This window comes from Ferrovibrio sp. MS7, assembly GCF_038404985.1.
Taxonomy (GTDB): domain Bacteria; phylum Pseudomonadota; class Alphaproteobacteria; order Ferrovibrionales; family Ferrovibrionaceae; genus Ferrovibrio; species Ferrovibrio plantarum.
The window spans coordinates 95,912-122,490 of the sequence record NZ_JBBKBA010000001.1; the positions used below are offsets into that span (position 1 = coordinate 95,912).

At 63.8% G+C, this 26,579-nt stretch carries 27 protein-coding genes; 14 read left to right on the forward strand and 13 right to left on the reverse strand.

Annotation, left to right across the window (positions count from 1 at the left end):
* Window positions 1-86: 86 nt before the first annotated feature.
* The 5 genes from V6B08_RS00385 (at window position 87) to V6B08_RS00405 (ending at window position 5,353) form a co-directional block, all read left to right on the forward strand.
* A complete protein-coding gene (locus V6B08_RS00385; RefSeq protein ID WP_341976941.1) occupies window positions 87-2,108 on the forward strand; it encodes a TRAP transporter permease in 2,022 nt (673 codons plus the stop codon).
* A 22-nt stretch (window positions 2,109-2,130) separates the two neighbouring features.
* On the forward strand, window positions 2,131-3,285 hold the full coding sequence (locus V6B08_RS00390) for a TAXI family TRAP transporter solute-binding subunit (protein ID WP_341976943.1): 1,155 nt from the start codon (window positions 2,131-2,133) through the stop codon (window positions 3,283-3,285).
* Window positions 3,286-3,353: 68 nt separating this feature from the next.
* Window positions 3,354-3,734 carry a bleomycin resistance protein gene (locus V6B08_RS00395; protein ID WP_341976945.1) on the forward strand — a complete coding sequence of 127 codons (381 nt, stop codon included), beginning with the start codon at window positions 3,354-3,356 and terminating at the stop codon, window positions 3,732-3,734.
* 73 nt (window positions 3,735-3,807) lie between these two features.
* Complete coding sequence (locus tag V6B08_RS00400) at window positions 3,808-4,323, forward strand: DinB family protein (protein ID WP_341976947.1); 516 nt, start codon at window positions 3,808-3,810, stop codon at window positions 4,321-4,323.
* A 34-nt stretch (window positions 4,324-4,357) separates the two neighbouring features.
* Complete coding sequence (locus V6B08_RS00405; RefSeq protein ID WP_341976949.1) at window positions 4,358-5,353, forward strand: dienelactone hydrolase family protein; 996 nt, start codon at window positions 4,358-4,360, stop codon at window positions 5,351-5,353.
* Window position 5,354: 1 nt separating this feature from the next.
* Here the strand turns inward: V6B08_RS00405 and V6B08_RS00410 are convergent, their stop codons facing one another.
* The 4 genes from V6B08_RS00410 to V6B08_RS00425 form a co-directional block, all read right to left on the reverse strand.
* The gene (locus V6B08_RS00410) at window positions 5,355-5,909 is read right to left on the reverse strand and encodes a PAS domain-containing protein (protein ID WP_341976951.1); all 555 of its coding nucleotides are present in this window, start codon (window positions 5,907-5,909) and stop codon (window positions 5,355-5,357) included.
* A gap of 182 nt (window positions 5,910-6,091) precedes the next feature.
* Window positions 6,092-7,321, reverse strand: a complete 1,230-nt coding sequence (locus V6B08_RS00415) for a threonine synthase (RefSeq protein WP_341976953.1) — start codon at window positions 7,319-7,321, stop codon at window positions 6,092-6,094.
* A gap of 14 nt (window positions 7,322-7,335) precedes the next feature.
* Window positions 7,336-8,394, reverse strand: a complete 1,059-nt coding sequence (locus V6B08_RS00420) for a WD40 repeat domain-containing protein (protein ID WP_341976955.1) — start codon at window positions 8,392-8,394, stop codon at window positions 7,336-7,338.
* On the reverse strand, window positions 8,387-9,490 hold the full coding sequence (locus tag V6B08_RS00425) for a CobW family GTP-binding protein (RefSeq protein ID WP_341976958.1): 1,104 nt from the start codon (window positions 9,488-9,490) through the stop codon (window positions 8,387-8,389). The genes V6B08_RS00420 and V6B08_RS00425 overlap by 8 nt, the downstream gene beginning before the upstream one ends.
* A gap of 129 nt (window positions 9,491-9,619) precedes the next feature.
* Here V6B08_RS00425 and V6B08_RS00430 point away from each other — a divergent pair, with 129 nt between their 5' ends.
* The 8 genes from V6B08_RS00430 to V6B08_RS00465 all read left to right on the forward strand — a co-directional run bounded on the left by V6B08_RS00430 (window position 9,620) and on the right by V6B08_RS00465 (window position 14,937).
* Entirely contained in the window at window positions 9,620-9,850 is a 231-nt protein-coding gene (locus tag V6B08_RS00430; protein ID WP_341976961.1) for an AbrB/MazE/SpoVT family DNA-binding domain-containing protein, read from the forward strand.
* On the forward strand, window positions 9,840-10,250 hold the full coding sequence (locus tag V6B08_RS00435) for a PIN domain-containing protein (protein ID WP_341976963.1): 411 nt from the start codon (window positions 9,840-9,842) through the stop codon (window positions 10,248-10,250). The genes V6B08_RS00430 and V6B08_RS00435 overlap by 11 nt, the downstream gene beginning before the upstream one ends.
* 61 nt (window positions 10,251-10,311) lie before the next feature.
* Window positions 10,312-10,839, forward strand: coding sequence for a methylated-DNA--[protein]-cysteine S-methyltransferase (locus tag V6B08_RS00440; protein ID WP_341976965.1), 528 nt, complete (start codon window positions 10,312-10,314; stop codon window positions 10,837-10,839).
* 105 nt (window positions 10,840-10,944) lie between these two features.
* A complete protein-coding gene (locus tag V6B08_RS00445) occupies window positions 10,945-11,643 on the forward strand; it encodes a dienelactone hydrolase family protein (RefSeq protein WP_341976967.1) in 699 nt (232 codons plus the stop codon).
* Between the two features lie 25 nt (window positions 11,644-11,668).
* The gene (locus V6B08_RS00450; protein WP_341976970.1) at window positions 11,669-12,640 is read left to right on the forward strand and encodes a quinone oxidoreductase family protein; all 972 of its coding nucleotides are present in this window, start codon (window positions 11,669-11,671) and stop codon (window positions 12,638-12,640) included.
* Between the two features lie 124 nt (window positions 12,641-12,764).
* Window positions 12,765-13,751, forward strand: coding sequence for a sodium-dependent bicarbonate transport family permease (locus V6B08_RS00455; protein ID WP_341976971.1), 987 nt, complete (start codon window positions 12,765-12,767; stop codon window positions 13,749-13,751).
* A 1-nt stretch (window position 13,752) separates the two neighbouring features.
* Window positions 13,753-14,067, forward strand: coding sequence for a P-II family nitrogen regulator (locus tag V6B08_RS00460; protein ID WP_341976973.1), 315 nt, complete (start codon window positions 13,753-13,755; stop codon window positions 14,065-14,067).
* A gap of 120 nt (window positions 14,068-14,187) precedes the next feature.
* The gene (locus V6B08_RS00465) at window positions 14,188-14,937 is read left to right on the forward strand and encodes a HugZ family pyridoxamine 5'-phosphate oxidase (RefSeq protein ID WP_341976976.1); all 750 of its coding nucleotides are present in this window, start codon (window positions 14,188-14,190) and stop codon (window positions 14,935-14,937) included.
* Between the two features lie 149 nt (window positions 14,938-15,086).
* Here the strand turns inward: V6B08_RS00465 and V6B08_RS00470 are convergent, their stop codons facing one another.
* From V6B08_RS00470 to V6B08_RS00500, 7 genes are all read right to left on the reverse strand, one after another.
* On the reverse strand, window positions 15,087-15,887 hold the full coding sequence (locus tag V6B08_RS00470) for a MetQ/NlpA family ABC transporter substrate-binding protein (RefSeq protein ID WP_341976978.1): 801 nt from the start codon (window positions 15,885-15,887) through the stop codon (window positions 15,087-15,089).
* Between the two features lie 70 nt (window positions 15,888-15,957).
* Window positions 15,958-16,611, reverse strand: coding sequence for a methionine ABC transporter permease (locus tag V6B08_RS00475; protein WP_341976980.1), 654 nt, complete (start codon window positions 16,609-16,611; stop codon window positions 15,958-15,960).
* Window positions 16,580-17,662, reverse strand: a complete 1,083-nt coding sequence (locus tag V6B08_RS00480) for a methionine ABC transporter ATP-binding protein (protein ID WP_341976983.1) — start codon at window positions 17,660-17,662, stop codon at window positions 16,580-16,582. The genes V6B08_RS00475 and V6B08_RS00480 overlap by 32 nt, the downstream gene beginning before the upstream one ends.
* Window positions 17,663-17,737: 75 nt before the next feature.
* On the reverse strand, window positions 17,738-18,109 hold the full coding sequence (locus V6B08_RS00485; RefSeq protein ID WP_341976985.1) for a hypothetical protein: 372 nt from the start codon (window positions 18,107-18,109) through the stop codon (window positions 17,738-17,740).
* A gap of 718 nt (window positions 18,110-18,827) precedes the next feature.
* A complete protein-coding gene (locus V6B08_RS00490) occupies window positions 18,828-20,102 on the reverse strand; it encodes a hypothetical protein (RefSeq protein WP_341976987.1) in 1,275 nt (424 codons plus the stop codon).
* A 6-nt stretch (window positions 20,103-20,108) separates the two neighbouring features.
* Window positions 20,109-21,077 carry a sensor histidine kinase gene (locus V6B08_RS00495; protein WP_341976989.1) on the reverse strand — a complete coding sequence of 323 codons (969 nt, stop codon included), beginning with the start codon at window positions 21,075-21,077 and terminating at the stop codon, window positions 20,109-20,111.
* Window positions 21,070-21,309, reverse strand: coding sequence for a DUF6894 family protein (locus tag V6B08_RS00500; RefSeq protein ID WP_341976991.1), 240 nt, complete (start codon window positions 21,307-21,309; stop codon window positions 21,070-21,072). Before V6B08_RS00500 ends, V6B08_RS00495 begins: the two co-directional genes overlap by 8 nt.
* Before the next feature lie 207 nt (window positions 21,310-21,516).
* Between V6B08_RS00500 and V6B08_RS00505 the strand changes: the two genes are divergently transcribed.
* Window positions 21,517-22,446 carry an MEDS domain-containing protein gene (locus V6B08_RS00505; protein WP_341976993.1) on the forward strand — a complete coding sequence of 310 codons (930 nt, stop codon included), beginning with the start codon at window positions 21,517-21,519 and terminating at the stop codon, window positions 22,444-22,446.
* Window positions 22,447-22,842: 396 nt separating this feature from the next.
* Here the strand turns inward: V6B08_RS00505 and V6B08_RS00510 are convergent, their stop codons facing one another.
* Both V6B08_RS00510 and V6B08_RS00515 read right to left on the reverse strand, forming a co-directional pair.
* Window positions 22,843-24,489 (reverse strand): hydantoinase B/oxoprolinase family protein, encoded by a 1,647-nt coding sequence (locus V6B08_RS00510; protein WP_341976995.1) that lies wholly within the window; start codon window positions 24,487-24,489, stop codon window positions 22,843-22,845.
* A complete protein-coding gene (locus V6B08_RS00515) occupies window positions 24,486-26,579 on the reverse strand; it encodes a hydantoinase/oxoprolinase family protein (protein ID WP_341976997.1) in 2,094 nt (697 codons plus the stop codon). The genes V6B08_RS00510 and V6B08_RS00515 overlap by 4 nt, the downstream gene beginning before the upstream one ends.

The following is a 26,579-nucleotide window of genomic DNA, read 5'->3' on the forward strand; positions in this document are numbered from 1 at the left end:
ATTCACCCGAGCGAAACCCGCGCTTGGCCGCGCGCCCGGCAATGCTATGCTTCTCCCCATAAAAAAGTATCAGGGGGAAAGCGAGCATGGCCGGGAATGCCACGCCGGGCGTCATTTCAGGTGAACCGAGTCCAGATGAGCGGATGGTGGAAGATCTCGCCTACCGTCGCCATCGTGCCCCGGTGCAGGTGTTGTTCTGCCTGCTCACCGTCGCCGCCATCCTGCTGGTGCTGAACCAGCAGTTCAATCTCGCGCTGTTCAGCGGCATCGTCTTCATCGACAACCTGTATCTTTTCCTGCTCGCCGCCTTCACCTTGCCGCTGGTATTTCTCGCCTATCCGCCGAAGACCGGCATCGAGAAGCGCGGCCTGATCCTCGGCGTGCCCGCCTATGATTGGCTGCTGGCTATCGTGGTCGCCGCAGCCCTCATCTGGTTCTCGTTCAAATCCAACGCCATCCTGGGTGAAGGCTGGGAATTCGCCGCCCCGATGCCCGCCAAGATCCTCGGCTTCGTGCTCTGGGTACTGATCCTGGAAACCCTGCGCCGCACCGGCGGGCTGGCCATCACCATCATCGTGTTCGTGATTTCGCTCTACCCGGTTTTCGCCGGGCTGATGCCAGGCCCAATCCAGGGCATTCAGCAGAGCTTCGCCGACACCATGGCCTATCATATCGTTTCGGCCGAAAGCGCCTTCGGCATTCCGATGCGTGCCTTCGGCGAGGTGGTGATCGGCTTCATCGTGTTCGGTGTGGCGCTGAACCATACCGGCGGCGGCAAGTTCTTCAACGATGTCGCCTTCGCGCTGGTGGGCCGCTGGCGCGGCGGCGCGGCCCAGGTCGGTGTCATCTCCTCGGCCCTGCAAGGCTCGATCTCGGGCAGCGTGATCTCGAACGTGATTTCGTCCGGCGTCGTCACCATTCCGGCGATGAAGCGCACCGGCTTCCGCGCCGATTATGCCGGCGGCGTCGAGGCGGTAGCCTCCACGGGTGCCGTGCTGATGCCGCCGGTGATGGGCTCCACGGCTTTCGTGATGGCAAGCTTCCTCGGCATCGCCTACACCGATATCGCGCTCGCCGCCGCGATTCCGGCGCTGCTGTTCTACTTCGGCCTGATGGTGCAGATCGACGCCTATGCCGCGCGCCTCGGCCTGCGCGGCATGAAGCCGGAGGAATTGCCCAGGCTCGGCGAGACGCTGAAGCAGGGCTGGCTCTACATCCTGGTTTTCGTGGTGCTGGTGTTCCTGATGGTGAACGAGCAGCGCGAGGCCACCGCGCCCTTCGCCGCCACCGCTTTGCTGCTGGTGATCAACCAGTTGCTGCCGCGCAACCGGCTGACCTGGGCCGCCTTCGTCGAACTGCTGGCCGCCACCGGCCGCGCGCTGGCCGAACTGGTGGCGATCCTGGCCGGCGTCGGCTTCATCATCGGTGCCTTCTCCGTCACCGGCCTGGCCGGCACGCTGGCCAACGACCTGGTCTATCTCGCCGGCGACAACGCCCTGATCCTGCTGCTGATGGGCGCGCTGACCAGCTTCATCTTCGGCATGGGGATGACGGTGACGGCCTGCTACATCTTCCTCGCCATCGTGCTGGCGCCGCCGCTGGTGAAGGCCGGTCTGGATCCGCTGGCGGTGCATCTCTTCATCATGTACTGGGGCATGATCTCCTTCATCACGCCGCCGGTGGCCCTGGCCGCCTTCGCCGCAGCGCCGCTCGCCCGCACCTCGCCTTTTGCCATCGGCTTCCAGGCAGTGCGGCTCGGCGCCATCATATACATCGTGCCGTTCTTCTTCGTGCTCAATCCGGCGCTGATCCTGAAAGGCAGCCTGGCGGAAGTGATCGAAGTGCTGATCACCGCCTTCCCCGGCGTGGCGCTGATCGCTTCCGCCCTGCAAGGCTATGTGCTGTGGGGCGGCAAGCTGGATGGCGACACGCGGCGCTGGCTCGCCCGCCTGCTGCTGCTGGTCGGCGGCTTCGCGCTCGCGGCGCCGGGCGGCCGGCTGATCCCGGTGGACAATACGCTGCTGGCGGTGATCGGCATCGCCTGTGCGGCAGCGGCGTTTCTGTTGCTCAAACTGGCCGGCGGCAGCAATCCGCCGGGAAAATTATAAGCAACCAACAGGAGGAACACCCATGCGCGTAGCAATGAAGACGATGATGGCCAGCGCGGTGCTGGCCCTGATGGCTGGCGGAGCAGTAGCGCAGAAGCTGCCCGACCAGCTCACCTGGACCGCCTATGATGTCGGCTCCGGCGGCTATAACCAGGCGGTTGCCATCGGCAATGCGCTGAAGAACAAGCATAACGTCACGCTGCGCGTGCTGCCGGGCAAGAATGACGTGTCGCGTACCGTGCCGTTGCGCGAAGGCAAGGTGCCGTTCTCCGCCAATGGTGTCGGCGGCACCTACATGGCGCAGGAAGCGGTGTATGAATTCGGCGCCAAGGATTGGGGGCCGCAGCCGGTGCGCTCGCTGCTGCTGAACAATTCCGACGCGCTGCTGACCGTGGTGGCGGCGAAGGATACCGGCGTCAAGACCATGGCCGACCTGAAGGGCAAGCGGGTTGCCTGGGTGATCGGCGCGCCGTCGCTGAACCAGAACATCACCGCCCTGCTGGCCTATGCCAACCTGACCTGGAATGACGTGCAGCGGGTGGAGTTCGGCGGCTTCGGCCAGGCCATGACCGGCATCATCAACAATCAGGTGGATGCCGCCTTCGCCTCGACGATTTCCGGCCAGGCCTACCAGATTGCATCCAGCCCGCGCGGCATCACCTATCCCACCGTGCCGCATAATGATGCCGAAGGCTGGAAGCGGCTGAAGGCCAAGGCGCCGTTCTATGTGCCCTTCTATGGCGCCGAAGGCCCGGAGATGAGCGCCACCAACCGCGTCGAGGGCGCCACCTATCCCTATCCAGTGCTGATGACCTACGCCAATGTGGATGCCGGCCAAGTCTATGCCATGACCAAGGCGATGGTGGAACTCTACAACGACTACAAGGATGCCGCGCCCGGCAATATCGGCTGGGATATCAAGCGCCAGGTGTTCGACTGGGTGGTACCGGTGCATGAAGGCGCGGTGAAGTATTTCAAGGAAATCGGCGTGTGGAAGCCGGAGTATGACAAGAACAACGCCGCGCTGATCGACCGCCAGAAAACCATGGCCGATGCCTGGGCGGCCTATACCAAGAGCGCGCCGGCCGATGAAGCGGCCTTCGCCAAGGGCTGGATGAAGGCCCGTGCCGATGCACTGGCGGCGAAGAAGCTGGACGTGTTCCTCACCGAGTGGTAAGCCGCAGAAAATGAAGCCTAGAGCGGCCCGCCGGGCAACCGGCGGGCCGTTTGCTGTAAGGAAACATCATGCTGCCCGATCTCGCCATCCCGATGCTGCCCTCCAGCGACCTCGATGCCACCGAGGCCTTCTATGCCGCGCTCGGCTTTCAGGCCACCGGCCGCTATCCCGATTACCTGCTGCTGCGGCGCGGCGCCCTGGAACTGCATTTCGCCTGGCTTGGCGACGATCCCGAGATGGAATTCGATGCCCGCAGCAATTTCGCTGGCGCCTATCTGCGCGTGACCAATGCCGATGCGCTGCATGCCGAATGGGCGGCGGTGCCGGCGACCACCGAACGCATGGACGACATCGAGGACAAGCCCTGGGGCCTGCGCGAATTCCATGTCGTCGATCCCGATGGCAACCTGCTCCGGATCGGGCATGTCATCGACAACAATGTAGCCTGACAATTCTCCGCTTCGGCGTCGGCCTGGCCTGGATTTATTATGGCCGCGTCCGCGCCGCCCCCGGAGCAAAGCCATGTCGATCCTGCCAAATCAGGTGCGCCAGTTCGCGCGCTACAATCAATGGGCCAATCGCCGCCTCTATGCCGCTGCCGGCGCACTGCCGGCGGATGTCTATCACGCCGAACGCCCAAGCTTCTTTGGCAGCCTGCATAACACGCTCAATCATGTGCTGGTCGGCGACAGCGTGTGGTTCGGCCGCTTCATCGGCCAACCGACACCGCATATCGAGAAACTGAACCAGATCCTGCACCCGGATTTTGCCGGCCTGCGCAGCGCGCGCGAGATGATGGACGAACGCATCATCGCCTTCGCCGACAGCCTGGAGGATGCCCAGCTCGAAGCGAAGATCGACTACGCCAATATGAGCGGCAAGCGTTTCCAGCATCCGCTGGCGCCGCTGCTGGCGCATTTCTTCAATCATCAGGCACATCATCGCGGCCAGGCGCACCAGTTGCTCAGCATGTGCGTGCCGGGCCAGGAGCCACCCGAGCTGGACCTGATCTTCTATCTGCGCGAAAGCGGATTATAGGGATAGAATACCCGCACAACCGATGGAGGCCGGCATGCGGGGAATGGCGGGACCGATCTGGGCAATCCTGGCTTTATCAGCCGGCACGGCACTGGCGCAGCCGCAAAGCCCCAAGGGCGGCGAAACCCTGGTTTTCGATGCCCCGAGCTATGCCCATTTCGGCGACTTCCGCCAGGGCAGGGCGAAGCCGGAAAAAGCCTCGGTGACACTCTGGCTGCCGCCCGGAGAAGCCAGAGTGCCGGCGGTGATGATCGCCCACACCATCGGCGGTTGGCGCGATAACGGCGAAGGCAAGTATGTGCAGCCGCTGCTGGATGCCGGCTATGCCGTGCTGGGGCTGGATCACTTCACCGGGCGCGGCATCACCCGCGCCGCCGATGTCGCCGGTGCGATCAGCCCGATCTCGCCGGCCAGCGATGCCCTGCTGGCCTTGCAGCGCGTGGCGGATCATCGGCGGCTGGATGCCGGCCGCATCGCCCTGATCGGCTTTTCCATGGGTGGCGTCACCACCGAACTCGCCGCCAACGAATTCATCCGTGGCCGCATCCTCGGCGGCAGCCTGCGCTTCGCGGCCCATGTCTCGGTCTATGCGCCCTGCTCCTACATCTTCAGCAATGGCAGCAGCCGCATGACCACCGGCGCCCCGTTGCTGCGCCTGCAGGGAGAAAAGGATGAAACCGCGCCGGCGGAGAAATGCGCGCTGATAGAAACGCTGGTGAAGCAGGCGGATCCGGCGGCACAGCGCCGCACCATCATCTATCCCGGCGCCTATCATGCCTGGGACCAGCCATTTTTCAACACGCCGAAATACCACCCCAATCATGTCAACGCGCGGCTATGCCCGGTGGTGGATTTCGGCGCGACGACACGCTTCTTCAAGCCAGACGGCAGCATCCGGCCCTTCGATCCAGCCGAATTCGCGGCCTGTCTGAAGGCCAGCGCCGGCTACACCATGGGCTACGACGCCGCCGTGACACAGCAGGCCGGCGCCGACATGCTGGCGTTCCTGGCGCAGCAGCTCAAACCGTGACTTAGCAGGCGCGCTTCATCGCGCTATAGGGCAGGCCCTGATTGCGCATGCCATAGGGCATGCTGGGGGCATCGGCGGGATAGATCTGCGCCGTGATCAGCCGCTCGATCTCGCCTGAGGGACCCGCCAGCGGCAGGGTGAGATATTGCACCCGGTAGAAACCGCTGCCGATCTGACGCCGCAGCGTGGAATAGACCGGCTGGCGCTCATCCGCCGCCAGGCCGCAAGCCCTGATCGCCGCCACGACGAAAACCTCTTCGTCATGCTGGTGCAGGAAACGGCCGGTGTAATCCTTGCCGCGCCGGCTGACGATATCGGTGCCGATCAGGCGGTAGCGGTAAGCCCGATCGCCCATGGCATCATAAGCGACATCAAGCAGCACCAGGGAACCAAGCAGGTAGCGCAGCCGCAGCGGATCGGCGAAGTCGAAGCCGGGTACACCATCAGAAGCAACCCTGGCGGCGGCATGCCAATCCTGCAGCAGCCGCTGCAATTCCGGCTGCGGCAATTCGGCTCCAGGCGCAAGCTGTTGCAATGTGAAGTCGGTGGATTTCATGTCCACAGGATACCGGCAATGGAAAAAGACGCCTGTTAGTTTGCGCTAACGCTTTGACTGATAAACGCAAACTAAGACCCGTCAGAATGCGCGGCATTTCTCGCTCCTGCCGCGAACAGGTCGGCGCAGCAGCACCACGCCAGCGAGGATTCCATCACAAAGCGCCGCAATTGCGCGATTGTTCAGAGGCGCGCGTAGTCAATGCTACCATGGCGGTCGAGCGGCTGGCCGCCATCGGCCATCGGGTATTTCAGTCCCGTCGCGCAATTGAACAAAACCACGCGGTCGCTCGGGCGAATGCGCTTCTCGGCCAGGGCCTGCTTGTAGGCGGCATAGGTGGCCGCCCCTTCCGGGCAGAGCAGCAGGCCTTCCTGGCGCGCCACGTCATCCAGCGCCTGGGTGATCGCCGCATCTTCCACGGCAATCGCGAAGCCGTTGGAATTGCGCACCGCATCGAGGATCAGGAAATCGCCGACCGCCGCCGGCACGCGGATACCGGCCGCCACTGTGTGGGCATTCTCCCAGAGCTTGGCGTGGCGCTCGTTGCCTTCCCAGGCGCGCACGATGGGGGCGCAGCCGGAAGCCTGCACCGCGATCATCTTCGGACGCTTCGAGCCGATGAAGCCGATGGCTTCCAGTTCATCGAAAGCCTTCCACATGCCGATCAGGCCGGTGCCGCCGCCGGTGGGATAGAAGATCGCATCGGGCAATTCCCAGCCGAGCTGCTCGGCCAGTTCCAGCCCCATGGTCTTCTTGCCTTCGATGCGGTAGGGCTCCTTGAGCGTCGAGGTATCGAACCAGCCGGCTGCTTCCTTGCCCGCGCCCACCAGCTTGCCGCAATCGTTGATCAGGCCGTTGACCTTGTAGAGCCGTGCGCCCTGCAGGGCGATCTCGTTCATATTCACCGCCGGCGTATCGTCGGGGCAGAACACCACGGTCTCGATGCCGGCGCGGCTGGCATAGGCGGCAAGTGCTGCACCGGCATTGCCGTTGGTCGGCATCGCCATCTTCTTGATGCCGAATTCCTTCGCCATGCAGACGGCCAAAGCCAGGCCGCGCGCCTTGAACGATCCGGTGGGCAGGCGGCCCTCATCCTTCACCAGCAATTCGCCGCTGGCACCGAGCGAACGGGCCAGGCTCGGCAGCGGGATCAGCGGCGTCACGACCTCGCCGAGGGAGACAATATTCTCGGTCTTTCGGACCGGGAGCATCTCGCGGTAGCGCCACCAGTTCCAGTCGCGCTCGCGCAGCTTCTCCTTGGTGAAGGCTTTTTTCACGCCTTCGAGATCGTAGCGCACCAGGATCGGATAGCCCTTGGGCGACAGGTTATGCACTTGGCCGGCATCGAGCCTTTCGCCGGTCATGCCGCATTCGAGGTGGGTGACGAAGGTCGGCAGATCGGGGAAGCGCATATGATCAGGTCCTGTCAGCTTTCAAAATCAATCAGGGCGGCGGCGCCATCCTCGCAGCCGATGGCGAGCCAGCGGCCATCGCGGCTCCAGCCCATGGCGGCTACCGGCGCGCGGCCGATCTTTTCCAGCGGTATGCTGCGTTCATCGGAAATACGGCCCAAGGTCAGACCGCCCTCGGCATCGCCCGAGGCAACGATGTTGAGCTTGGGATGGAAAGCCACCGCCATCACCAGATGGCCGCGATTGATTTCCAGCGGCATCGAGCCCATCGGCCCCTTGCCGGCGCAATGCCAGCAGATCACGCTTTCCGCACCGCTCGAGGCGAGCCATTTGCCATCGGCGGACCAGCTTAAACAACGCGGCTTGGCCGGATAGCCGCTCATGCGCATGTCGGCGAAATCATCGGTGCGCCAGCCATGCAGTTCGTTTTCCTGCGTCGCGGTCATGATGAAGCGGCCATTCGGGCTCCAGGACAAAGCCACATGGCTGCCGCTCCAGGTCAGCCGCTTCGGCGTCTGCGCGCCGTCCCGAGATGCGCTCTGGGCCCACCACAACGTGACGCCGTTGTAATGCGCCACCGCCAGCCGCTTGCCCTTCGGGTTGAAGGCCAGGCCGGCGACCGTGCTGGGATGATCGGTGAGCGAGGCATTGACCTTGCCGCGCAGGTCGACCAGGCCGGCTTCCTTGCCCGCGCCGAAAGCAATCAGCCCGCCTTCAGGGGCAATCGCGATCTGCTCGATCCATTTGCGCGGCCGTTCGGCCAGCAGGCGCGGCTCACCGCCTTCGAGCGGGGTATAGACCAGCTTGCCGTCATCGCCACCGGAGATGAAGCCCCGGTCATCGGGCGCGGCGGCGAAACTCAGCAGGCCATTGGCGTGCGGCCGGCGCCGTTCGCTGACCGGCTTGTCGGGTGCCGACAGGTCACGCAGGCCGATGCCGCCATCGCCGAGCCCGAAGCCGGCAATACCATCCAGCACGACCGCGCCGATCACCGGCGCGTCGAAATTCCACAGGTAAGCTTTATAGCCGAGCTTGGGGGCAGCGGCCGGTGCTTCAGACGCGATGTCAGGCACAGCAGGCCTCGAAACCGGCCTTCAGCTTGGCGGCATCCAGCTTGCGGCCGATGAACACCACGCGGCTGATGCGCTTCTCGTCCGGCTTCCACGGCCGCTGGAAATCGCCGTCGCGGATCATGTGCACGGCCTGGAACACGAAGCGGTCTGTCTCGCCCTGGAAATCCAGGATGCCCTTGGCACGCAGGATATCCGGCCCCTGGTTGGCCAGCAGATCGCTGATCCAGGCATCGAACTTCTTGGTATCGAGCGGCTTATCGACGGTGAAGGAATTGCTGATCACCGAGAGATCATGGATGTGGTCGTGCCCGTGGTCATGATGATGATGATCGTGGCCGCAATGCTCGTCATGCACATGGTTGGGATCATCGCAATGATCGTGATCATGGCCATGGTGGTGGTGATCATGATCGTGCCCGTGGTCATGCCCATGATCGTGGCCGAGTTCCTTCGACAGGAAGCCCGGCTCCAGCGCCAGGATACGCTGCAGGTCGAAAGCACCACGGTCCAATATCGTGTCCAGCGCGATTGAGCAGCGCTCGGTGCGATGGATCGGCGCCAGGCTGTTGATGGCGCGGATGCGGCGCTCCACCAGGGCCAGCTCACCCGGCGTTACCAGATCGGTCTTGTTCAGCAGGATCACATCGGCAAATGCAATCTGCTCCTGCGCCTCGCGGCTATCGGCCAAGCGCAGCAGCAGGTGGCGCGCATCGACCACGGTGACGATGGAATCGAGCCTTGTGCGGCGCGACACGCCATCATCGACAAAGAAGGTCTGCGCGACGGGGCCGGGATCGGCGAGGCCGGTGGTCTCGACGATGATGCCGTCGAAGCGATCCTTGCGCTTCCACAGGCCCTCGATGATGCGGATCAGGTCGCCGCGCACGGTGCAGCAGATGCAGCCGTTGTTCATCTCGAACACTTCCTCGTCGGCATCCACCACCAGGTCGTTGTCGATGCCGACCTCGCCGAACTCGTTGATGATCACGGCGTATTTCTTGCCGTGCGGCTCGGTGAGGATGCGGTTGAGCAAGGTGGTCTTGCCGGCGCCGAGATAGCCGGTGAGGACAGTGACAGGGGTGAGGGCTTCGGACATGGGAACCTGCGGGTAAAATCGGTGGCCCCTATATAGGCCCCGGCCCGGCGGGAGAAAAGCCGTGCTTGCCCGCAGGCCCGGGCCGGCTTAGGATATACAAAACCCTTTATGTATATCCAGGAGTGCGTGATGCGTGTGGCGAAATGGGGCAACAGCCTGGCCGTGCGGCTGCCCGCCTCGGTGGTGGAGGCCCTGAACCTCAAGCCCGGGGATGACCTGAACATTCATGTCCGGGGCAAGAACGACCTGGCGCTGGAGCGCAAGATGACCCGCGAGGAGGCGCTGGACATCATGCGCAAGCTGCGCCGCCCCTTGCCGCCCGGCTTCCGATTCAATCGCGAAGAGGCCAATGAGCGCTGAACGCGCCTTTCTCGACACGAATATCCTTGTCTATGCCTATACCGACGATCCCCGTCGCACCGGCATAGCGGAAGCTCTGATGCTGGCTGGCGGTCTGGTCAGCGTGCAGGTGCTGAACGAATTCTGCGCCGTGGCACGAGGCAAGCTGAATCTGCCCTGGAACCGCATCGAAACCGCGCTCGCCAGTATCCGATTATTCTGCGGCGAACCGCTGCCACTGAACAGCGAAACCCAGGAACGCGCCTTTTCCCTGGCCTGGGGACATAATCTGCATATCTATGACGCCAATATTGTCGCCGCCGCACAGCTTGCCGATTGCAGCATCCTCTACAGCGAGGACCTGCAGCATGGCCGCCGCTTCGACCGCCTGGTGGTGAAAAACCCCTTCGCCACGGCTTAAGCCAGCAGGCATAAAAGTTATCCACTGGCTTTTTTCCTATCGGAAGGCCAGAATCGGGACCATGGAAAGCTCGATTCGCCGGCTGGTGACGCAATCGCCCTTCGGCCCCCTTACCCTGACAGAGCGTGAGCAGGCCGTGGTGGCGCTGGATTGGGGCCGCCTGCCGGAAAGCGATGGCCAGAGCAGCCTGCTGCGCGAGGCCGCGGCGCAACTGGAAGACTTTTTCGATGGCCGGCTGAAGCGGTTCGATCTGCCGGTGGCGCCGCGTGGCACCGATTTCCAGGTGCGGGTCTGGCGCGCGCTGCAGGCCATCCCCTATGGCGAGACCATGACCTATGGCGAGATCGCCCAGAGCCTGAAGAGTTCGGCCCGCGCCGTCGGCATGGCCTGCGGCGCCAACCCGCTGCCGATCATCGTGCCCTGCCACCGGGTGACGGCGGAAACCGGACTCGGCGGCTTTTCCGGCCTCGGCGGCATCGCCACCAAGCGCCGCCTGCTGGCGCTGGAATGCGATGGCGCCATGCCGAAGCGCCAGCCCTCGCTGTTTGACCTGCCGCTGTTTTCCTATTCCGGCGCGCCCGCACTCTGAAGCGCCCGCCCTCTGAAGCGGCTGTAAGAATCCCGTCCCTTGCGGCGCCTGCTATCGACACGATAGCATCCCACGCAGCCGCAACGATGAGCCGGGAGGAATACCATGCCGCGCATGATCAGCATCGCCGCCAAGGATGGCGGCAGCTTCAACGCCTATCTTGCCGAACCCGCCAACCGCCAGGGCCCCGGCGTGCTGGTGATCCAGGAAATCTTCGGCATCAACACGGTGATGCGCGGCATCTGCGACGACCTCGCCCGCCAGGGCTATTTCGCGCTCTGCCCGGACCTGTTCTGGCGCATCGAGCCGGGCCTGATGCTGGATGACCGCATCGAGCCGGACCTGCAGCGCGCCTTCCAGCTTTTCGGCCAGTTCGATCTCGACAAGGGTGTCGAGGATCTCAAGGCCTGCCTGCCTGTGCTGCGCGGCCTGCCCGGCGCCACCGGCAAGGCCGGCGCGGTCGGCTATTGCCTTGGCGGCCGCCTGGCCTACCTGATGGCCACCCGCAGCGACGTGGATGCCGCCACTGGCTTCTACGGCGTGTATCTGCAGAACCATCTGGACGAAGCCAGGAACATCAAGAAGCCGCTGCTGCTGCATTGCGCCACCGAGGACAAGTTCGTGCCCAAGGATGCGCAGGCGCAGATCGCGGAAGGCCTCAAGGGTAATGCATTGGTGACTCGCCACGATTATGTCGGCCAGGACCATGCCTTCGCCCGCGTCGGCGGCGAGCATTACGACAAGGCCTCGGCCGATCTCGCCAACCAGCGCACCAGCGCCTTCTTCAAGCAGCATCTGTCGTAATCGCCACATTCAGGAGTTCGAGACCATGGTGAAGGCAATCCGCATCCACAAGACCGGCGGCCCCGACGTAATGCAGTGGGACGATGTCGAGGTCGGCAAGCCCGGCCCCGGCCAGGTGCGGATCAAGTCCACCGCCGTAGGCCTGAACTATATCGACACCTACCACCGCTCCGGCCTCTACCCGCTTCCCCTCCCCGCCGGCATCGGCATGGAAGGCGCCGGCGTGGTGACCGAACTCGGCGAGGGCGTGACCGGGCTGAAAGTAGGCGACCGCGTCGCCTATGGCTCGATCCTCGGCGCCTATGCCGAGGAGCGCGTGGTGCCGGCCGACAAGCTGGTGAAGCTGACCGATGGCGTTTCCGACAAGGTGGCCGCCGCCATCATGCTGAAAGGCATGACGGCGGAATACCTGCTGCTGCGTACTTTCAAGGTGAAGCCGGGCGACACCATCCTGTGGCACGCGGCAGCCGGCGGCGTCGGCCTGATCGCCTGCCAATGGGCCAAGCATCTTGGCGCCACGGTGATCGGCACGGTGGGCAGCGACGAGAAGGCTGCGCTGGCCAAGGCACATGGCTGCGACCATGTGATCAACTATTCCAAGGAGAATTTCGTCGAGCGGGTGAAGGAGATCACCAAGGGCGCCGGCGTGCCGGTGGTCTATGACTCGGTCGGCAAGAGCACCTGGCCGGCCTCGCTCGACTGTTTGCAGCCGCTCGGCATGATGGTGTCGTTCGGCAATGCCTCCGGCCCGATCCCGCCGGTGGAAGCCGGCATGCTCTCGGCCAAGGGCAGCCTGTTCTTCACCCGCCCGACCTTGATGACCTATACCGCGCGCCGCGACTGGCTGGAGGCGTCCGCCGCCGCCCTGTTCGATGTGGTGGCCAAGGGCATCGTGAAGATCGAGATCAACCAGACCTATGCGCTGAAAGACGCCGTGCAGGCGCATATCGACCTGGAAGGCCGCAAGACCACCGGCTCGACGGTGCTGCTGCCGTAGCCGGCAAAAGGTAACAGCTTACCGAGGCGGGTAATTCGATACCTCGAAATGCGCTTTTGGCGCTGATTTCGAGGTAAAAGAATACGCATTTCGTTTTTTGGCGCGGTGCGTATTTTGCCGCGCCATGAGCGACTTCATCTCCCTTGCCGCCGGCAACCTGATCTCCCCGATGATCCTATGCTTTGCGCTGGGAGCCATCGCCGCCCTGCTACGCTCCGATCTGGAAATCCCGGAAGGTGCGGCCCGCGCCCTGGCGATCTACCTGATGTTCGCCATCGGCTTCAAAGGCGGCACGGCAATGCAGGGCGCGGCGGGCGGTTCGGTGGCGCTGGGCCTGCTCGCCGCCCTGACCCTGAGCTTCGCCCAACCACTGCTCGCCTTCCTGCTGCTGCGCGGGATATGGCGGCTCGACCGGCTGAATGCCGGCGCCATCGCCGCGCATTACGGCTCGGTCAGTGTCGTCACCTTCGTCACTGCCGCCGAATTCCTTCGGAGCCGCGATGTCGCCTTCGAAGGCCATCTGGTAGCAATGCTGGCGCTGATGGAAACGCCCGCGATCATCAGCGGCCTGCTGCTTGCGGGTGCCGGCCGCAGCCAGTCCGCCAGCGCCCCCCAGCATGAGCATGGCAGCTTCCTGCGCGAGGTGCTGGTGAATGGCTCGGTGATGCTGCTGCTTGGCGGTTTCGTCATCGGCTGGATCACCGGCGACGCCGGCATGGTGAAGGTAAAACCGTTCGTGCAGGACCTGTTCAACGGGGCGCTCTGCCTGTTCCTGCTCGATATGGGCCTGGTGGCGGTACGCCAGGGCCGCGCCGCGCGTGGCCTGAAACCAACCCTGTTGCTGTTCGGCATCATCATGCCACTGCTCGGCGGTGCGCTTGGCCTTGGTCTCGGCAAGCTGCTGGGCTTGAGCCTGGGCGGCGCGACGCTGCTCGCGGTGCTCGGTGCCTCGGCCTCCTACATTGCCGTGCCTGCGGCACTGCGCCTGGCTTTGCCGGCAGCCAACCCGGCCCTGTCGGTGACGCTTTCGCTCGCCGTCACCTTTCCGTTTAATGTGGCGATCGGCCTGCCGCTCTACTTGAGCGCGGCACGGATCGTGGTGGGAGGCTGAGATGAGCACGGAAATTCATCGCCGGCGCAAAATCGAAGTGATCGTGGAAGCGCCGCTGGCACGCGCTGTGATCGATTGGCTGGGTGAGCAGGGCGTGCGCGGCTACAGCATGATCCCGCGCGTATCCGGCGGCGGCCATCATGGCGAACGCCAGGGCGACGATGTGACCCGCGTGTTCGAGAATGTGCTGATCATCGCCATCGCGCCGGAGGATATGGCCCGTGCCATCCTGACCGGCTTCCACGCCCGATTTCCCAACGCCACCGGCATCATTTACCTGTCGGACGTCGACGTGGCTCGCTCGGCGCATTTTTAAGCCGATGAATCCGTCTTTATTCCCGCTCATTCATTTCGGCCGGCGCGGGGGCTTGGCCGGCATCCATTGTGTGCGCTAGATTATTTGAGAATCACTCTCAATTGACCTTAAGGAGTCGCGATGAGCGATCCCGCAGCGCCTCAGCCCAAGCCCTCGCCCGCCTTCCAGGCCCGCGCGGTTGCCCGTGCCTGCCGCAAGGCGGTGCTGGCGACGACGCTTGCTGGCGAAAACCCGACGCCCTATGCCTCGCTGGTGCTGGTGGCCTTCGACCATGACGCCACGCCACTGCTGCTGATCTCCCAGCTTGCCGAGCATACCCGCAACATCGCCGCCGATGCCCGCGTCAGCCTGCTCTGCGATGGCACCGATGGCTATGCCGAGCCGCTGACCGGCCCGCGCGCCACCCTGCTGGCGGAAGCTGAAGTGACCACCGATCCGCGCCACCGCGCCCGCTTCCTGGCACGCCATCCGGGCGCGGCGATGTATGCCGATTTCAAGGATTTCGCCTTCTACAAGCTGAAGGTCAGCCGCGCGCATATCGTCGCCGGCTTCGGCCGCATCCACTGGTTCGACGATTACCGCTATGGCGGCGGCGACGGCAGCGATTGGGCCGGGCTGGCGGAAGCCGAGGCCGGCATTGTCGAGCATATGAACAGCGACCACGCCGACGCTGTGCAGCTCTATGCCGGCAAGCTGCTGGGCCTTTCCGGCGAGGGCTGGACGCTTTGCGGAGTCGATCCGGAAGGCGCCGACCTGATCCGCGAGGGCGTGCTCGCCCGCCTGCCCTTCGACAAGCCGGTAAGCGATGCCGAGGGCGCCCGCGTTGAACTGGTGCGCCTGGTGAAGCGGGCACGGCAACAGGCCGCCTGAACCTCTGCCGCACAAAAAAAGCCCGCCGATCCGGGTGGGGGGATCGGCGGGCAGTTCAAGGCTGAACAATGCTCAAGCAGTGAGCCGGGAATTCAGCCTTTCACGCCGTCTGGGGAGGAAACCAAGCAGACGACGGAAACACGGATGATTTACCAGCTCGCCACCACGGCCTTCTGGTACTTCTGCTCGACGAACGCCTTCACTTCCGCCGACTGATACGCCTTCACCAGCTTGGCGAATTCCGGCTTATCCTTGTCCTGCGTGCGCACCGCGATGATGTTCACATAGGGCGACTTCGGCGTCTCGATGGCGATGGAATCCTGGGTCGGCTTGAGGCCGGCGGGAAGCGCGTAGTTGGTGTTGATCGCGGCGGCATCGAGTTCGTCCAGCGCGCGCGGCAACTGCGCCGCATCCAGCTCGACGATGCGGACCTTCTTCACATTCTCCACCACATCCAGCGGCGAAGCCTTGAGGCCGGCATCGGCGCGCAGCTTGATCAGGCCGGCGGATTCCAGCAGCAGCAGGCCACGGCCGCCATTGGTCGGATCATTCGGGATGCCGACGCGGGCGCCATTGGGCAGCGCAGCCAGATCCTTCACCTTCTTGGAATAGACGCCCATCGGGAAATTCACGGTGTAGCCGATATTGACGATCTTGTAGCCGCGATCCTTCACCTGGGCTTCCAGATAGGGCAGATGCTGGTAGGAATTGGCATCCAGGTCGCCGGCATTCAGTGCCGCATTCGGCTGCACATAATCGCTGAACTCGACGATCTGGATTTTCAGGCCATCCTTCTCGGCAACCTTCTTCACCACTTCGAGGATTTCAGCATGCGGGCCGGCAGTGACGCCGACCTTGATCGGCTTGTCCTGGGCCTGAACCGGGGACTGCACGCCGAGCGGCAGCGCCAGCAGCGCGGCAGCAGCGATAAGCGAACGACGATTAAGCATGGGAAGCACCTTTCTGTTTGTAAGATGGGTCTGTTTGCGAGACGTGTTTTTTGCGAGACGGGACTGGAACTCAACGATGCGCCAGGCGGCGGACAAGACGGTCGCCGAGCGACTGCACACCCTGGACGAAGACGATCAGCACCAGCACCACGGCGGCCATCACTTCCGGCAGGAAACGCTGGTAGCCATAGCGGATGCCGAGATCGCCGAGGCCGCCGCCGCCAACCGCACCAGCCATGGCGGAATAGCCGATCAGGCTGACCAGGGTGATGGTGAGGCCCGCGACAATGCCGGGCATCGCTTCCGGCACCAGCACCTTGGTGACGATCTGCCACGGCGTGGCGCCCATGGCTTCCGCCGCTTCCACCAGGCCGCGCGGCACTTCGCGCAAGGCGGTTTCCACCAGGCGGGCGATGAAGGGCACAGCGGCGATGGTAAGCGGCACCACAGCGGCGAGCGTGCCGATGGAGGTGCCGACGATGAGGCGGGTGAAGGGGATCACCGCCACCATCAGGATGATGAAGGGCGTCGAGCGCGTGGCATTGACGATGATGCCGAGCACGCGGTTGACGGTCAGGTTCTGCAGGATATGGCCGCGATCCGTGACCACCAGCACGACGCCGAGCGGCACGCCGAGCAGGGTGGCGATGAGGCCGGAAATACCGACCATCACCGCCGTTTCGATCAGGGCATCAACCAGCAGCGCGATCAAGGCGGACGACATCGCCGGACTCCTGTTCGTAATTCAGACTCTCGACGCCAAGCTGCTGCGTGGCGAGGAATTTGGTGGCGGCATCGAGCTTGGCCGGATCGCCGAGCAGCTCCACCACCAGGTTGCCGAAGGGCCGGCCCTGGATTTCATCCAGGCGGCCATGCAGCAGGTTGAAATCGAGATCGAAACGCCGCGCCAGCGTCGACATCACCGGGCTTTCCGCAGCGCCGCCGGTGAAGCGGATGCGGAGCACACGGCGCCGTGTCGGATCGGTGGTCGCGGTATCATTGGCAATCTGGCGCAGCAGGCTTGGCGGCAGGTCGCCGCCGACCAGTTCGCCGACGAAGCGGCGCGTGGTTTCGGCGCGCGGCCGGGTGAATACATCATAGACCGGCCCAAGCTCGATCACCTTGCCCTGCTCCAGCACGGCGACGCGGTCGGCCACTTCCTTGATCACGCTCATCTCATGGGTGATCAGCACGATGGTGAGGCCGAGGCGGGCGTTGATGTCTTTCAGCAAAGCCAGGATCGAGCGGGTGGTTTCCGGATCGAGCGCCGAGGTGGCTTCATCGGAGAGCAGCACGCGCGGCTGGGTCGCCAGCGCGCGGGCGATGCCGACGCGCTGCTTCTGGCCGCCGGACAATTCCGATGGATAGCGCTCGCGCTTATCGGTCAGGCCGACCAGGTCGAGCAGCGGCTCCACTGTGGCGCGGATGCTGGCCTTGCTCTCGCCGCGCAATTCCAGCGGCAGGGCGATATTCTCGAATACCGTGCGCGTGGCAAGCAGGTTGAAATGCTGGAAGATCATGCCGATTTCCTGCCTTGCGCGGCGCAGCGAGGCCGGCGGCAAGGCGGTGAGATCGCGGCCGGCGACGCGGACGCTGCCCTGGTCGGGGCGTTCCAGCAGGTTGATCAGGCGGATGAGCGTCGATTTGCCGGCGCCGCTCTTGCCGATGACGCCGAAGATCTCGCCCTCGCGAATGCTGAGGTCGATGCCTTCGAGCGCGGTCACTGTGCCTTGCGGCGTGGCATAGCGCTTGGAGATGGAGCTGAGTTCGATCATGACGGAATGATGCCGGCGGCCAGCCTGGGCCGCCGCCGACAGGATGTCTCCTCGTTAGGGCGATAGCGGGGGAGGTTAGCGGTCGAACGGCAGGAAGGACAGGCTCATCACGCTGGCTGTGCCATGCCAATCCGGCGGCAGCGCCAGCGGATCGACCAGCGAACCGGCGTGTGAGTCGTCCTGCCGGTCATCACCTTCGCGGCGCTGCTGCGCCACCTGCAGGCGGGCCTGCGTCAGCAATTCGGCGGCGGCGCGCTCGGCCTCGGCCGGGCCACGGAACAGCTTGTTCTCGATCGCCGCGAACAGGCCATGGGCCGCGAAAAAGCGGAAACCGCCGCGCTCGCGGCGCACCAGGCCGGCCTCGACCTTGTCGGCTTGGCGGCCATAGGCGCCGCGATCATTCCGGGGATAGATACTCGTGGCTTCGATGATGTAGGCATCACTCATGATTGCACCTCTGAAGAAAAACTTGCGGCTCGACGGTTGGGGTCAGGCGCGGCAACAACAGAGGCGGCTGGGAGTGGGCTGGCTGGCAACGGCGGTTTTGTAAGCGGGACGCATGGCAAACTCCATCAGTTTTGACGGGGACCACGATCCGGACCTGCCTTGGCCTGCCGGCGTGACGCTTTAGCAATGCAGACGCGGCGCAAGCTGCCCCTCAAATTCCCGCAGGCCGGTATGCGGATCCGGAGCGGATCCTCGCCAAGCCCCCTGCCCGCAGCGTCGCGCCTCCAGCAGTGTCTGACGCTTATTTCACGCATACAGATCGAATAGTCAATCCCATCTTTTGTATTTAAGTGTGATTTGTTTTATTTAACTATAATTAAATGTTATAAAGCGGCGCAAGCTTACCCCCAACCCATTGTACTGGCATGGAAAAAAGCGATGCAGGCACAAAAAAACCGGGGCGATGCCGCCCCACGACATCGCCCCGGACCTCGTCGCCCAGACCAGCAGCTCGGCGACGCACTCTCGATATACCCAGATAATATTGCGAGTGATTTGCAAAAGCAATAGGGATTCGGGCCGATAGGCGATTTTTTAATGGTGTAGCGTCTCGCGTAAAAATTTCTCGTAACTCTTTAATTCGTGAAGACAATCATTGGTGGCAACAGCGCTGTCTCATGAAGCCCTAAACTAAGCTCCAGGAAGATAGGCGGCAGATTTAATGCGGCGTCCAGTGGTGGGCGGTTTTCGGCTCAGCCATGGGCGAGGCAACCGCGCGGCCATCAATATAGTCGGCCCGTGCCTTCTGTGCCGCGTCCAGGATGCCCACTGTGTCGGCACCGTGGATGAACACCTTGAGATTGAGCGTGGTGGCGGCGGAGACCAGGCGAGTGACCGCAGCCGCAGCCTGCCCAACGTTGCACGGTAGCGACTTGGCACCAACCGAAAGGCCGAACAATCCCACTGACGCCAGCTCCTGAAGCTGTCCGCCGCTCGCCGGCGGTTCCACCAGCACGCCATGACCATACGGCTTGAGCGCTAGTGCGACATCGACCAGACGAGACACCGGCGTGCCGCTGGGAGCACTATGCACCTCGAACAGCAAGAATTGCTTGTATTGCTGAGGAATGTCGCGGCAGAGATTCAGGTACCTTTCCCGTGTCGCGCGGGTGCTCAGCGAGTTGAAGTTTACCGGGACTAGCATCTGTGCCGTGCCGCCGTCATGCAGCAGCCGATCAAGAGCCTTGATCGCCCAACCAACAATCAGGCAGTCGAGTTCGTGCAGGGTGTTTTTCAGTTCCTCCGGCGTTGTAATACCAGCCAGGCGTTGTAAGGCGCGCGTACCGGTCTGCTCGTTCAGCATGGCGCGGTAGCCGGCCACGATGCGGCGTGGCGCGTGCCAGATCGGGCTGAAGCGAATCCCAGCAGTGCGCAGCAATTCGCTGCGCCATGCCCGCGCCGAGGCTTCTGCCCTCTCGCGCACTTGGCGCAACTCGCGGGCAATCACATCGGCAATCGATTCCACCTCGCCCTTGTCGATGTCAGCCCATTCCAGCTCGGCAACAGTATGGTCGACCCGCAAGGGGATTTGCAGCGCCTGCTGGGCTAGCAGCGTGACAATCTCCTCGGCGATCATCCTTGTCTTAGCCTCCGCGTGCGCTTTGTCGAGCGATGCGAAGCACAGCAAAAAGGTTTCTCTGCCATGGCGCTGGTAGGCATCCTCAGCCGTGAGGTGCCGCTTGATAGTCTGCTCGGCAATGCGAAACGCGCTGTTAGCCATCTCACTCCAGCGTCCGCCCAACCGCTGCTTGATCTCTGCCATGCCGAGTAATTGAATGCTGCCAGCCATAACTGTGGCCGAGCCGGCCCTACGCATTTCGCCGAACGTCCGGGACGCACTGGCACTAGCGCCGGTGGCGGGTGGCGGGGTGTCGGCGGTCAGGGCGAGCAACATGCTTGCAAGCTTTTTCAAGCCGCTGCGAATGAGGGCCATGGCGTTCTACCTCTTGTCGGTTTGGTGGGAAGAAATCACCGGCATGATCACCGTTACCGAGGTGCCGTATCCGGGGCGGCTCTCGATCCGCAGTTCGCCGCCGTGCAACCGCACTAGGCGCTGCGCCAGCGTCAATCCCAGGCCGACGCCACTGCGCCGGCGGGTCATGCAGCCGTCGACCATACGAAAAGGCTGCAATGCCAGCTCGACCTGGTCGGGCATCATGCCGATCCCATTGTCGATCACCTCGAAAGCGACAAAGCCGTCATTGCCGATTGCGCCGATGCTGATCCGGCCACCGTGCGCGGTAAACTTGATGGCGTTCGATAGCAAGCAGGTCAGCGCCTGCTTGAGCCTTACCGGGTCTGCAGCGACCGACGACGCGGTGGAAGGACGCACCACTAGTTCGACCTTGGCAACCTCGGCCTGCGCGGCGACCGACTGGGCGCATTCCTTGATGATAGCCGAGGGCTCGACACGGCACGGCCGCAGATCAAGCTGGCCGGCGGCAAGTTGGGACAGATCCAGGGTGGCATCGACGATCGCCAGCAACTGCTCGCTGCCGGTATGGATATGGCCGACATAGTCGTAGTAGCGCCGGTCGCTGATCGGGCCGTGGATTTCGCTCAAGATCAGCTCTGCGAAACCAATCATGGCATTGAGCGGCGTGCGCAGCTCGTGGCTCATGTTGGCCAGGAATTCAGTCTCGGCCCGCGACATTGTGTCGGTCCGGATTGGGACCGTGCCCGGCTCGACCAGCGACGGCACGGCATCGCCAGACGCACCCCGCCCGATCACTATGCCGAGAGCCAGAGCCGAGGCCACGGCCAGGACCAGTGATCCCGCGGCGATCAGCCGATGCTGCGCGAGTGCCTGTAAGCTGTCGTTGCCTGCATCGGCCAAAGCGGCAGCGAATGCCACAAGAGCCGCGATGGTTGCAACCGAAGCAATCACCGCCCGCGTCAACCTAAACATCGCTGTACTCCGGAGTGACGGCGGCCAAAATGACCGAAACCCGGCCGATCACGTTGCCGCGCTCGTCCCTGACGCTGACGGCAAAGCCGAGATAGAAGCCGCCGCTGCACCCGATTTCCGCGCACATCGTAACGGCGCGCAGCATGGCCGCGCTGGGGCCGGACAAAACGACACCCACCGGATCGTCGTCCGTGCCGTGCCCGCCGTGGATCTGAAAAAAGTAGCGCTGCATCGCAAACCTCCACCAAGTTCCGTAGACATGGTGAGCAGTGCAGCCAGAAAACCTTGTAAGACTACGAGGAAAGGCAGATACTCGTAATAGTACGAGGTTGCCTGACTTTCTCATGTCGGGTCTGGGCCTCGGGGTCACTACACGCATCCAGACATATTGGGTATCTGCTACCGCAGACGCGGCAGCCTGTGACTCCGGGAGGGCAAGGTGTCCCCAAACATCACGACCGCACGTGGCGACGACAGAACTGGCGGAAGCCTGTCGCGCAGGCCCAAGCCCGGCGCACCCGCAGCGGATGAGCCATTGCGGCAGAGCGGCATCCGCGTAGTGGGCGAGGTGCCGTGGGGCGCCCATATCTGCATCTTCTACGAGACCAAGGACGACCTGCTCGATACGGCGGCGGCGTATTTCAGGGCCGGCCTCGAGAGCAACGAATTCTGTGTCTGGGCGATCTCGGAGCCGATTGGCGAGGTCGAGGCCACGGTCGCCCTGCGCCGTGCCATCCCCGACCTGCAGGCACATATCGCGGCCGGACGGATCGAGATCATTCTGGGTACCGACTGGTATTTGCGCGGCAACCAGTTTGATCTACAACGGATCACCGGCGGCTGGAACGAGAAACTGCATGGTGCGCTCGCCAAGGGTTTCGACGGCATGCGGGTGAGTGGCAATGCTTTCTGGATCGAATCCAGTCACTGGCAGGCATTCTGTGAATACGAGCACGAGCTAGACCGCTCGCTTGCCGGACAGCGGATGGTGGTGCTCTGCACCTACTCACTGCAGGCCAGCCGGGCGGTCGACCTGCTAGACGTGGCACGCGCGCATCAGTGCTGCACCGCCCGACGTCACGGTGATTGGGAGTTCCTGGCGACGCCGGAGCTGCGGCAGGCCAGACAGGAGATCGAACGGCTGCACGGTGCACTCGACGTATTGTCGAAACCATTCCCGGGCCATGCTTTACTGACGCCGCGCGAGCGTGTCGCTCTGGCGCAGATCGTGCGCGGTGCCTCCAGCAAAGAAGCGGCGCGCACGCTCGGCGTAAGCCCGCGCACAGTCGAGTTTCACAGGGCGAATGTGATGCGCAAGCTGGGCGCCAGGAATACCGCCGACCTCGTGCGCCGGGTACTCGGCGACTGAGAGAGGGAAGCCGGCGTTGCCACAACGGTGCGGCGCCCCGCACCGGCTTAGGTGTCTCATGCCGCTGGTTGTTGTGTGGCCCCAACAATCAGCAAAAGACCATTTGCCACTCAGATCTACAGTATGGCGGCATCTTTAGGGGCAATCCTGTATATTGCTGCGCCGTTGGTGCAGAAAGCCGCCAAGCGGAATCAGTCGCTGAGGCTAGAAACAATACAAACGAATTTCCGCGAGAAAATTATCATACTGTGCGACAAAGATTATCCACCCAATAGACCAAAACAATATTCGCCGTCCGCATCCTAGCTGAGGAAATTCTCATTTTAGGCGAGCCCCTGCAACGCCGCCACCGCCGCTGTTCATACAGCGGCAGCTACGCCGTCTGGGCCGCAGGCTTCAGCCGGTGCGGTTCTCTTCCTTATCGCGCGCCCGCATCGCCGCCGAGCGCTCCTCCGGTTTGCCGAAGCCGCCGCCGCCGGGCATCTCGACGACCAGGCGATCGCCCGCCGGCACGGTCTGGCGCCCCTTGGCCTTCAGCACCGGGCCTGAAGCGAGCCGCACGCGGCCCGGCTTGCCATCGGCGCCGCCGGCACGACCACGCGCCGGATTGTCGACGCGCTCGAAGGTGGCGTTGAGCGTGAAGGGCTCACCCTCGGCATGGGAAAGCTCGATGATCTGGCCATCGCCGCCGCGCCACTGCCCGGCACCACCGGAATTCTCGCGCAGTTCCTTCCGCCAAAACACCAGCGGCGTCATCGTCTCGACGATTTCCAGCGGCACGTTGCGCACGCCGGCAGGGAACGAGGTAGCCGACAGGCCATCGGAGATCGGTCGCGCGCCGGCACCGCCGGCATTGAAGGTGGTGATGCCGAAGCGCCGGCTGTTATGCCGCCGGTCGGCCGCCAGGCCCGGCGTGCCGGGGCCGCCAGCGACACGGATATTCCACAGGCAGGACGCGCCTTCCGCCGGCACCCGGTCGGGCGCTGCCTGATACAGGCAGCCGAGCACCGCATCGGGCAGCATCTGGCCGATCATGTGGCGTGCCGCCACGGGTGCTGGATGCGGCGCATTGAGAATGCAGCCCTCCGGCGCCGTCACCTGCACCACTTCCAGCGAGCCGGCATTGTTGGGAATGCGCGAGCCGACAACGCAGCGCACGCCGAAGCTGGTATAGGCATCGGTATAGCATTTCGGCACGTTGATGCCGGCCTGCGACAGCCCGCTGGTGCCATCGAAATCGATCAGGATGCGCTCATCCTCGATGGTCGCCGATACCACGATCTGCACCGGCGCGTCGAAGCCATCGATGGTCATGCGGTTATGGTAGGTGCCGCGCGGCAATTCCTGGATGGCGCGGATCATCGCGGCGCGCGAGGTGGTGAAGATATACTCCGCCAGTTCGTCGAGGCTCTGCTGTCCGAATTCATGCATCATCGGCAGCAGGCGGTCGATGCCGCCCTGGTTGCTGACGATCAGCGAATGCAGGTCGCCTTCCACCTGCATCGGCTCGCGCACATTGCTGCGGATCATGCGCATCAGCGTCTCGTCGATCTTGCCGCGACGGGCCAGCGGCATGATCGGCACATAAATGCCTTCCTGGTAGACATCACGCGCCTCGGTGCCGACGCCCAAGCCGCCGATATCGGCGACATGCACCGTGGCGGCAAACATCGCCACCACACGATTGCCGATATGCGCTGGCGAGACCACGGTGAAATCGTTCAGATGCCCGCTGGCCTTCCAGGGATCGTTGGTGATGAACACATCGCCCGGCTCCATCGTCTCCACCGGGTGCTCTTTCAGGAAATGCCCCACTGCCATGGCCATGGAATTGATATGGCCCGGCGTGCCGGTGATCGCCTGGGCGATCATGCGGCCATCGGGCGAAAACACGCCCGCCGCCAGATCGCCGGCTTCGCGGGTGGAGGTGGAAAAGGCAGTGCGGATCAGCGTCTGCGCCAATTCCTCCACCACCGAGATCAGCCGGTTCCACATCAATTGACGGCGGATGCCGGACATCGCTCCAGTCAGCTTGTCGCTCATTGCACAGCCCCTTCCTGGCGGTCGATCACCAAGTATCCGCCCTCGTTCACGCCCAGGGCATAGCCCTTGAGCACAATGGTCGTGGTTTCGCTTTCCACCACCGCCGCCGGACCCTGCAGACGCATGCTGCTGTCCAGCGTGGCACGGTCGCAGATCGCCAGTGGCTCGCGCTGGCCGCTTTCCGGATCGGTCCAGGGCCGTTCGGCCTGGGCCTGGGCCTGCTTCGGCGAATCCGACGGCGGCGCCAGCGGCTGCACGGTCGCTGGTACGGTGCCGAGCCGCAGCGACCAGCTCAGGATTTCGGACGCCAGGCCCGGAATCGAGCGGCCATAGAGCTTGGTATAGGCGGCGACAAAAAGCTCATGCAGGGCGGCGCGGTCGGCCTGCACCAATGGCCGTGTCGGCAATTCCACCTCGATCTCATGGCCCTGGCCGATATAGCGCATCAGCACACTGCCGCGTTCGACCAGCGGCGCCTGGGTAGCTGAGCGGATCAGTGCCGCCGCCTGGCTGCGCATGGCATCAAGCCGCGCATTGGCGGCAGCGAAATCCATCTCATCGGTGCGCTGATACCAGCTCTGTGCCAGATCGAAGGCAATGGGCGCCTGCAGGAAACCCACCGCCGAGCCGACGCCGGCGGAACTCGGCACCACGATGCGGCCGATGCCGAGGCGCTTGGCCACTGCCACCGCATGCAGCGGCGCGGCACCGCCAAACGCCACCATGGTGTAGCTCGAGACATCGCGGCCGCCCTCGATGGCGTGTACGCGCGCGGCATTGGCCATGGTTTCCTCGATGGTCTCGGCAATCGCCAGGCCAGCCTGATCGGCGGTCAGGTCCAATTTAGCACCAAAGGCACCCAGGGCCGCCGCCGTCTTGGCCGCATCGAGCGTGAAGGCGCCACGGGCGAAGCGGTCGGGATCGATGCGGCCAGTGGCGAAATCGCCATCGGTCACGGTCGGCTCAGTGCCGCCCCGGCCATAGCAGACCGGGCCGGGTTCGGAGCCGGCGCTGTCGGGGCCCACGGTGAGCAGGCCCAATTCGTTGATGCGCGCAATCGAGCCGCCGCCGGCGCCGATCTCGATCATCTCGATCACCGGGATGCGCAGCGGCAGGCCGCTGCCCTTGGTGAAGCGATAGACGCGGCCGACCTCGAAACTGCGCGAAGCCTGCGGCAGGCCATTGTCGATGAAGCAGATTTTCGCCGTGGTGCCGCCCATATCGAAGGACAATACCTTGTCCAGGCCACATTCCAGCGCCACCTGGGCAGCCAGCAGCGCACCGCCGGCGGGGCCGGATTCCACCAGGCGCACAGGAAACTGTTTCGCCACTTCCACACTGGTCATGGCGCCGCTGGAGGTCATCAGGAAGATCGGGCAATTGAAGCCCGCCGCGCGCATCTGGGCTTCCAGGTCGTCCAGATAAGTCTGCATGATTGGCCGGATATAGGCATTAGCGCAGGCGGTGGAAAACCTGTCGTATTCGCGGATCTCGGGGCAGACCTCGGCGGCCAGCGAAATCGACAGCTCCGGCATCTCCTGGCGCAGAATGTCGCGCGCGCGTTCCTCATGCACCGGATTGGTGAAAGCCTGCAGGAAACCGATAGCCAGACTGCGCACGCCCTGGCGGCGCAGTTCCGGTACGATGGCGCGCACGCCGGCCTCGTCCAGCGGCAGAATCACGTTGCCCTTGGCGCCAACACGCTCGGCAACAGTGAAGCGCAGGCCGCGCGGCACCAGCGGCGCCGGCTTCTCGATCATCAGATCATACTGATCGAAGCGATTCTCGTAGCCGATTTCCAGCACATCGCGGAAACCGCCGGTGGTAAGGAAGGCGGTGCGCGCGCCCTTGCGTTCGATCAGCGCGTTGGTGCCGAGCGTGGTGCCATGGATCACGCCGCTCACCGCATCGGGCTGCAGGCCGGCCTCGGCCATGATCTGGCGGATTGCGGTCATGAAGCCCTCGGCAGGCCGCTGCGGCGTGGTCAGCACCTTGCCGGTCCACCGCTTCTCTCCCTGCTCCAGCACGATATCGGTGAAGGTACCGCCGATATCGACCGCAATACGTGCCGCACCCTTACTCATGGACAT